Origin of the sequence: Pseudomonas sp. BIGb0278 (assembly GCF_024809895.1) — a bacterium.
GTDB classification, from domain to species: Bacteria; Pseudomonadota; Gammaproteobacteria; order Pseudomonadales; family Pseudomonadaceae; genus Aquipseudomonas; species Aquipseudomonas shirazensis.
The window spans coordinates 1942729-1950058 of sequence record NZ_JANUEL010000001.1; the positions used below are offsets into that span (position 1 = coordinate 1942729).

The 7330-nt window shown below is 59.7% G+C and carries 10 protein-coding genes; 5 read left to right on the forward strand and 5 right to left on the reverse strand.

Features of this window, described 5'->3' with window-relative positions:
- Positions 1-30: 30 nt before the first annotated feature.
- The 3 genes from M2396_RS08730 (at position 31) to M2396_RS08740 (ending at position 1982) form a co-directional block, all read left to right on the forward strand.
- Entirely contained in the window at positions 31-459 is a 429-nt protein-coding gene (locus M2396_RS08730; protein ID WP_150572838.1) for a DUF411 domain-containing protein, read from the forward strand.
- 10 nt (positions 460-469) lie between these two features.
- Positions 470-907: a YqaA family protein gene (locus M2396_RS08735; protein ID WP_188035695.1), complete on the forward strand. Its 438-nt coding sequence runs from the start codon at positions 470-472 to the stop codon at positions 905-907.
- A gap of 76 nt (positions 908-983) precedes the next feature.
- Positions 984-1982 (forward strand): alpha/beta fold hydrolase, encoded by a 999-nt coding sequence (locus tag M2396_RS08740; protein ID WP_259074197.1) that lies wholly within the window; start codon positions 984-986, stop codon positions 1980-1982.
- A gap of 19 nt (positions 1983-2001) precedes the next feature.
- Here the strand turns inward: M2396_RS08740 and zapE are convergent, their stop codons facing one another.
- From zapE to M2396_RS08760, 4 genes are all read right to left on the reverse strand, one after another.
- Positions 2002-3108, reverse strand: a complete 1107-nt coding sequence (gene zapE, locus M2396_RS08745; protein WP_259074198.1) for a cell division protein ZapE — start codon at positions 3106-3108, stop codon at positions 2002-2004.
- Between the two features lie 46 nt (positions 3109-3154).
- Complete coding sequence (locus M2396_RS08750; RefSeq protein WP_150571312.1) at positions 3155-4306, reverse strand: PQQ-dependent sugar dehydrogenase; 1152 nt, start codon at positions 4304-4306, stop codon at positions 3155-3157.
- A gap of 22 nt (positions 4307-4328) precedes the next feature.
- On the reverse strand, positions 4329-4643 hold the full coding sequence (locus tag M2396_RS08755; protein ID WP_188035693.1) for a hypothetical protein: 315 nt from the start codon (positions 4641-4643) through the stop codon (positions 4329-4331).
- A gap of 144 nt (positions 4644-4787) precedes the next feature.
- Positions 4788-5051: a hypothetical protein gene (locus M2396_RS08760; protein ID WP_101318342.1), complete on the reverse strand. Its 264-nt coding sequence runs from the start codon at positions 5049-5051 to the stop codon at positions 4788-4790.
- A gap of 131 nt (positions 5052-5182) precedes the next feature.
- Between M2396_RS08760 and M2396_RS08765 the strand changes: the two genes are divergently transcribed.
- On the forward strand, positions 5183-5500 hold the full coding sequence (locus M2396_RS08765) for a YqjD family protein (protein ID WP_181089403.1): 318 nt from the start codon (positions 5183-5185) through the stop codon (positions 5498-5500).
- A 30-nt stretch (positions 5501-5530) separates the two neighbouring features.
- On the opposite strand, the gene M2396_RS08770 is transcribed toward M2396_RS08765, so the two are convergent.
- Positions 5531-6148: a tRNA-(ms[2]io[6]A)-hydroxylase gene (locus tag M2396_RS08770; protein ID WP_259074199.1), complete on the reverse strand. Its 618-nt coding sequence runs from the start codon at positions 6146-6148 to the stop codon at positions 5531-5533.
- A 151-nt stretch (positions 6149-6299) separates the two neighbouring features.
- On the opposite strand from M2396_RS08770, the gene M2396_RS08775 reads away from it, so the two are divergent.
- On the forward strand, positions 6300-7163 hold the full coding sequence (locus M2396_RS08775) for a universal stress protein (protein ID WP_188035692.1): 864 nt from the start codon (positions 6300-6302) through the stop codon (positions 7161-7163).
- The last annotated feature ends 167 nt before the right edge of the window (positions 7164-7330 follow it).

Below are 7330 nucleotides of genomic sequence, written 5' to 3' on the forward strand. Positions count from 1 at the left end.
GGCGGCCGCCCCTTGCCGAGGAATTTGACCATGCTACGAACTCGCCTGATTGCTCTGGGCCTGCTGGCCTTCACTAGCCTTGCTCAGGCTGCCGAGACCATCGACGTTTACCGTGACCCCAACTGTGGCTGCTGCAAGCAGTGGATCAGCCACCTGCGCGATAACGGTTTTACCGTCAATGACCACGTCGAGCCGAACATGAGCGCCGTGAAACAACGCCTCGGCGTAGCGCCGCGGCTGGCCTCCTGTCATACCGGCGTTATCGATGGCAAGTTCGTCGAGGGCCATGTGCCGGCCGAACAGGTGCGCCTGCTCGCCAAACGCAACGACCTCAAGGGCGTGGCAGTACCCGGCATGCCGATGGGTTCGCCGGGGATGGAGATGGGCGATCACAAAGATTCATACCAGGTGATCGGCGTGACCCATGAGGGTAACGACGAGGTGGTGGCCAGCTACTGAGCCGCGGCCGATGATGAGCCTTGTGGCGTTGTTCCTCAGCGCCTTCGGCGCCGCCACTCTGCTGCCGTTGCAGTCCGAAGCGGTGCTGGTCGGGTTGCTGCTGCGCGAGCAGCATGCCTGGTTGACCCTGCTGCTGGTCGCGACCCTGGGCAATGTGCTGGGCTCGGTGGTCAACTGGCTGCTCGGCCGGGCGGTGGAACGGCTCCGTGAGCACCGCTGGTTCCCGTTCAGTGGCGCCCAACTGGAGCGTGCCCAGCAACGCTACCAACGCTGGGGCCAGTGGTCGCTGTTGCTTAGCTGGATGCCGGTGGTCGGCGATCCTCTGACGCTGATTGCCGGCATCATGCGCGAGCCATTCTGGCGTTTTCTGCTGCTGGTGACAGTCGCCAAGTGTGGGCGTTACCTGGTGGTAGTGCTGATTACCCTGGGCTGGGTTAACGGCCAGTAACACCTTTGCCGCTTGTTGCGCGTGTCGGGCTGCTACAGTCGCTTTTTTCCTACATGGTCCTACACGGAGTGCCCCCATGCTGCGCGCAACCGCCCTGGCCCTCGCCTGCCTAATCGGCAGCCCGGCGTTCGCTGCCGAGTCACCCACCTATGGGCAGCAACTCGAAGGCTTCGACTACCCCTACCCGCTCCAGCATTACGACTTCACCTCGCAAGACCAGGCCTTGCAAATGGGCTATATGGATGTCCCTGCCCAAGGCAAGGCCAACGGTCACAGCGTGGTGCTGATGCACGGCAAGAACTTCTGTGGCGCAACCTGGGAAAGCAGCATCGACGCCCTCAGCAAAGCCGGCTACCGGGTTATCGTGCCGGACCAAATCGGCTTCTGCACGTCGAGCAAGCCTGCCTATTACCAATACAGCTTCCAGCAGCTGGCGAGCAACACTCACGCCCTGCTCGAGCAGTTGGGGGTCGAGCAGGCGATCATTCTCGGCCACTCCACTGGCGGCATGCTTGCCACCCGCTATGCGCTGATGTACCCGCAGCAGGTCGAGCGCCTGGCGATGGTCAATCCAATCGGCCTGGAAGACTGGAAAGCCCTAGGCGTGCCTTACCGAACGGTCGATCAGTGGTATCAACGTGAGCTCAAGCTGGACGCCGAGGGCGTGCGCAACTACGAGCGCAAGACCTACTACGCCGGCCGCTGGAAGCCCGAATACGAGCGCTGGGTGCAGATGCTGGCTGGCTTGAATCAGGGTCCTGGGCATGAGCGCGTGGCATGGAACTCGGCGTTGATCTACGACATGATCTTTACCCAGCCGGTTTATCACGAATTCCAGAACCTGAAGATGCCGACCTTGCTGCTGATTGGCGATCAGGACACTACCGCGATTGGCAGCGACATTGCCCCGGCTGAGGTCAAGGCGAAGCTGGGCAACTACAAGGCGCTGGGACCGCAGGCGGCCAAGCTGATCCCGCAGGGCGAGTTGATCGTCTTTGAGGGGATGGGCCACGCGCCGCAAATCGAAGAACCGCGGCGCTTCCACAAGACCTTGATCGACTGGCTGCAGAAATGAACCAGCTCTGAGCCGACCGTTAGCCAAAGCGTTGCAACTGCATTTCCCGTAACCGGCTCAAGGTGCGCTGATACGGGAATGCCAGGTAGCCCTTTGTGTAGAGCGCATCCAACGGCACTTGGGCCTCAAGGTAGAGGGCAACGCGGCGGTCATAGCACTCGTCGACCAAAGCGATGAAGCGGCGCACGCTATCGTCTTTGGCTGACAACGTCGGCAGCTGGCGATCGCCGGCTGCTACTCGCTCGGCAGCATCTTCGGTGCCCCGTGCAATGCGCCCGGCGCGCTGCTCGCCGCCTAGCGCAGGGATAGCATCGATGAGGATCGCCGGAAACCGGTCACACAAGGCCATGAATTCGATGGCCGACAACGGTTGCTCGCACAGATCGCTGAAGTGACACCAGATGGCCTGGTCACTGCGGCGCACCACGCGGATTTGTCGCGAACCTAATTGCAGCGGCTCGGCACAACCAGCGTCGCCGGCACTCAATTGCTCGAACAGCGTGCCGAAGGTACTGGTCGCATTGTCTGCTACACACCAGTAACGCTGACGCGCGAGCCCTGGGTGCAGCCGGTGATCCTGTTCGCCGACTACCGGCAGAATCTGCATATGCCGCTGCATCGCCTCAATGGCGGGCAGGAAGCGGTCACGATTGAAGCCGTCCAGGTACAGCTCAATCGGCGGTTGATTGGAGGTGGCGACGATCACCACACCGTGCTCGAACAGCTCGCTGAACAACCGGCCAAGGATGATCGCGTCGCCGATGTCGTTGACGAACAGCTCATCGAAGCACAGCACGCGAATTTGCCCGGCCAGCTCACTGGCCAATGCTCGCAGCGGATCAGCGGTGCCGTTGAGCTGGAACAGCCGTTGATGCACCCAGGCCATGAAGTGATGAAAGTGCTGGCGCCTTGCAGGTACTTGCAGGCAGCGATGGAACTGGTCCATCAGCCAGGTCTTGCCGCGACCGACCGGCCCCCATAGGTAGACGCCCGGGCCGGCCTGGTCAGTCTGCAAGGATTCGAAACACCGCTGAAGGGCGGCTACGGCATTGGCCTGCGCAGGATCGGCAACGAAGCCGTCCTGCTGCAAAGCCTGCTGATAGAGCGTTTGCGGATCGATAGCCATGTGCCAGTGAGCGTTTGGGAAAACGCCATGGTACCTGTTATCGAGATTACTGGTCGTTGCTCAAGCCAACTTTCAGCAGCGCGCCGTCTTTGGCGTCGGTCAATACATACAGGTAGCCGTCAGGCCCTACGCGCACATCACGAATTCGCGCCTTCAGTTCGCCCAGCAGCCGCTCTTCGTGCACCACCTTATCGCCCTTGAGCTGCAGGCGGATCAGCTCTTGAGTGGCCAGTGCACCGATGAACAGGTTGTGGTCCCAGGCCTTGAACGTAGGACGGTCGTAGAACGCCATGCCGCTGATGCCTGGTGACTTCTCCCACACATGATGGGGATCGACCATGCCGTCAACGTGCTTGCCCTTGGCCTCTGGAATCGGCAACAGCGAGTAGTTGATGCCATGGGTAGCAATCGGCCAACCGTAGTTCTTGCCAGCCTGGGGAATGTTGATCTCGTCACCACCGCGCGGCCCGTGCTCATTGGTCCAGAGCTCGCCGCTCCACGGATTGAGCGCTGCGCCCTGCTGATTGCGATGGCCAAACGACCAGATCTCGGGGCGAACGTCTGATTTGCCAACGAAGGGATTGTCTTTGGGTACTTCACCATCGGGGAGGATGCGCACGACCTTGCCTTGGAGCTTGTCCAGGTCCTGCGCGGTGGCGCGTTGGTTGTTCTCGCCCAGTGCGATGAACAAATAGCCGTCACGGTCGAACACCAGCCGCGAGCCGAAATGGTTGCCTTCAGACAGTTTCGGCATCTGCCGGAATATCACGGTGAAATTGTCGAGACGCGCGCGGTCGGCCGAGAGCTGGCCGCGGCCAACCGCAGTACCGGCCTTGTCATCGTCGCCTTCTTCGGCGAACGACAGGTAGACCGTGCGGTCCTTGTCGAAGTCTGGCGACAGCACTACATCAAGCAGGCCGCCCTGCCCTTGCGCCCAGACCTTGGGGACGCCGCTCAGGGGTGGCCCGACCTTGCCTTCAGCGGTCACCAGACGCAGGTTGCCAGGGCGTTCGGTGACCAGCATGTCCTTACCGCCTGGAAGAAACGCCAGGCCCCAAGGATTACGCAGGCCATTGGCTACTGTGCTGACGGTGATCTCACCCTCTTCACTGGGAAATTGCTGCTCGGAGGCGGCGTGGGCAAATACGGGCAGCAATGCTGCAACGGTCAAGCTGGTCAACCAGGATCGTGGAGTCATGCGGGGTTCCTTGCAGAAAAGCTCACGGCGCGCGTTGGCTGTCACGCGGCGGGCGACTGGGTTCGAGGCGTGGGGTCTGTTGTTGGCGGCGCAAGTTGTCACCGTTGCCGATACCGCGATTGTCCAGCGTCGGTGGACGTGGCATGGGCTGGGTAGAGGGCCCGCGCACGGGTGGGGTATCAGGCGCACTGCCCTGCCGGCTATTGGGGTTGGCGCGCTGAATCGGGCTGTTGTAGGGGTTATTGTTGGCCGCCTGCGCACTGGTATCAGCGAATGCGGCGCTGCCAGGTAACGCCAGCAACAAACCAAGGCCAAGGACTGGCCAGACAGATTTCATGTGCCACCTCCAAAAACGAAAAAGCCACGCTCAGGCGTTGGATAGCCTAGGGCGTGGCAGGTTCGTATTAAAAGTGCGAATTCGTGTGCAGATGCTTCCTGACGTGTCTAGCGGCTGAGGGCCGCCAACGACAGCAGCACCTGCTCAGCGATTGGCGTTGGCGGCGGCCATCATTTTATTGACCTCGCTACGGACCATGATCGCAAAATCCTGAGGCGTCATCGCATCTAGCTCGGCGCGGACCCACTCGGCCCATTTGCCCTTGCGACGAGACTTCTCGGAAATCAAGCGACCGGCTTCAGCCTTGACCTTACCCAGGTTGCTCTGCCAATACTCGAACAGTCGCGCTTTCTCCGCTTCGATCTGCGCCCGTTCTTCAAAGCTTCTGTTGGCCAGATTGAAACTCATGAAAATCTACCCTGCTGCATGAAATTTGCCGGCTATCTTACACTGATGCGGCAATTGGCCGGAACGTCTGCGCAACTTTCCCGCCGCGCAGGTATCCATTGTTCTAACCATCACCAAACGAGGAGCTGTTCATGGCCCGGAAAACCACCCAAATCGATACCGATCAGATCAAGGACCAGGTCTTCAGCGAGCTGCAGTCGTTGATTGAAGAGTCCGAGCGTCTGCTCGAGCAAAGTGCATCGCTGATTGGCGAAGAGGCCGATACCCTGCGCGCCCAGATTAGCCAGAAGCTGAGCCAGGCTCGTCAGGCTGCCTCCTCGGTACGCGACCGTGCGCAGCCGGTGGTCGAAGCCACTCAAGATTATATCGGTGGCCACCCGTGGCAGACCGTTGCTGTGTCTGCAGGCTTCGGTCTGGTAGTCGGCTTGCTGCTGGGCCGTCGTTCGTAATACGGGCGAGATCGCTGGCTCAGCCGCTGATCAAGCGGCCAGAGCCAGCGGTATACCACTGTGAAAGCGCAATTCCTGATCTGTTGAACAGATCAACTCTACTTCAGCCTCGCGCACCTTCTCCACTACGCGCGCGATGTCGGCCTGATCGCCATACTGATTGGCAAGCTTCAGATAGCCGAGAAAATGCCGCGCTTCGCTGTTCAGCAAGCCGTGGTAAAACGTCCCCAACTCTTCATCCAGGTGCGGTACAAGTGCGGCAAAGCGTTCGCAGCTGCGCGCTTCGATAAAAGCACCCACCACCAGGGTATCGACCAACTTGACCGGCTCGTGGGAGCGAACCAGCTTGCGCAAGCTGGACGCATAGCGCCCTGCCGGGACCGGCCGCAGCGGTACGCCCCGTCGTTTCATCAGGCGCAGTACCTGCTCGTGGTGAACCAGTTCCTCACGTGCAAGGCGCGACATCATGTTGATCAGGTCGAGGTGCGCGTTGTACTTGGCAATCAAGCTCAAAGCTGTGCTGGCAGCCTTGAATTCACAGTTTTTGTGATCGATCAGCAGCGTCTCTTGATCGGCCAGTGCTGCTTCGATCCAGGCATCAGGGGTGCGACAACCGAGAAAGGCTTCGACTTCGGGAATCAGGGACATAATTTCACGGCAACTGAACAGCGGCAGGGTCGGCGATTATACCGAGGGCAGCGGCGATCGCCAGCGACTATGCTTGATATACGTCAAACGGCAACCGTGAGCGCGCCGTCTATAGTCAGGCATCGGCCACCCATTCTAGGAGTCCATGCTCATGCAACAGGTCAGAAGCATTCTGGTTGTACTCGATCCAGACCACGCCCACAGCCGGGCGCTGACCCGGGCCAAGCTGATTGCCGGGGTGACGGGCGCCCGTATGCATCTGCTGATGTACGACAAAAAGCACGACCATCAGGCACTGCTGAGCGTATTGGCGGGCCAACTGCAGGAAGACGGTTACGACAATATTAGCTTTGAGCAAAGCAGGCACGATGTTGTACATGAGGCCATCATCCAGGCCCAGCAAGCCGAGGGTTGCGACCTGGTAATCAAGGAGCATCGTCCGGATAACCCCCTGAAGAAAGCATTACTCACCCCTAGCGACTGGAAGCTACTGCGTCAGTGCCCTTGCGCGGTACTGATGGTCAAGAGCGAGCAACCCTGGACCGGTGGGGTGATTCTGGCAGCAGTCGACGTGGGCAATCATGATGAGGAACACCGCCTATTGCATGCGAGCATTATCGATCACGGTTTTGGCATCGCCAGCCTGGCCAAGGGCGAACTGCACGTGATCAGTGCCCACCCCTCCCCCATGCTCTCCGCAGCTGATCCGGTGTACCAGAACCGGGACAGTATCGAACAACGCTATCGCGAGGCGTGCAGCGCGTTTCAAGCTGAGTTCGATATCACTGATGATCGCCTACACATTGCTGAAGGGCCGGCAGATGTGCTGATTCCTTACACCGAGGATAAATACAAAGCCGTGGTAACGGTGATCGGCACCGTTGCCCGTACGGGTATCTCCGGCGCGTTGATCGGCAACACTGCTGAAGTGGTGCTGGATAAGCTTGAAGGTGATGTATTGGTACTGAAGACTGAGCAGGTGATTGCGCATCTTGCTGAGTTGGCTCGGGGCTGAAGCTGCCTTGATTGGGGCCGCTATGCAGCCTCAAATTCCCAGATCCGGAAAAGACAAAACCCCTACCTGCTTGCGCAGATAGGGGTTTTGCGAAATGAATCTTGACGATGACCTACTCTCACATGGGGAGACCCCACACTACCATCGGCGATGCATCGTTTCACTAC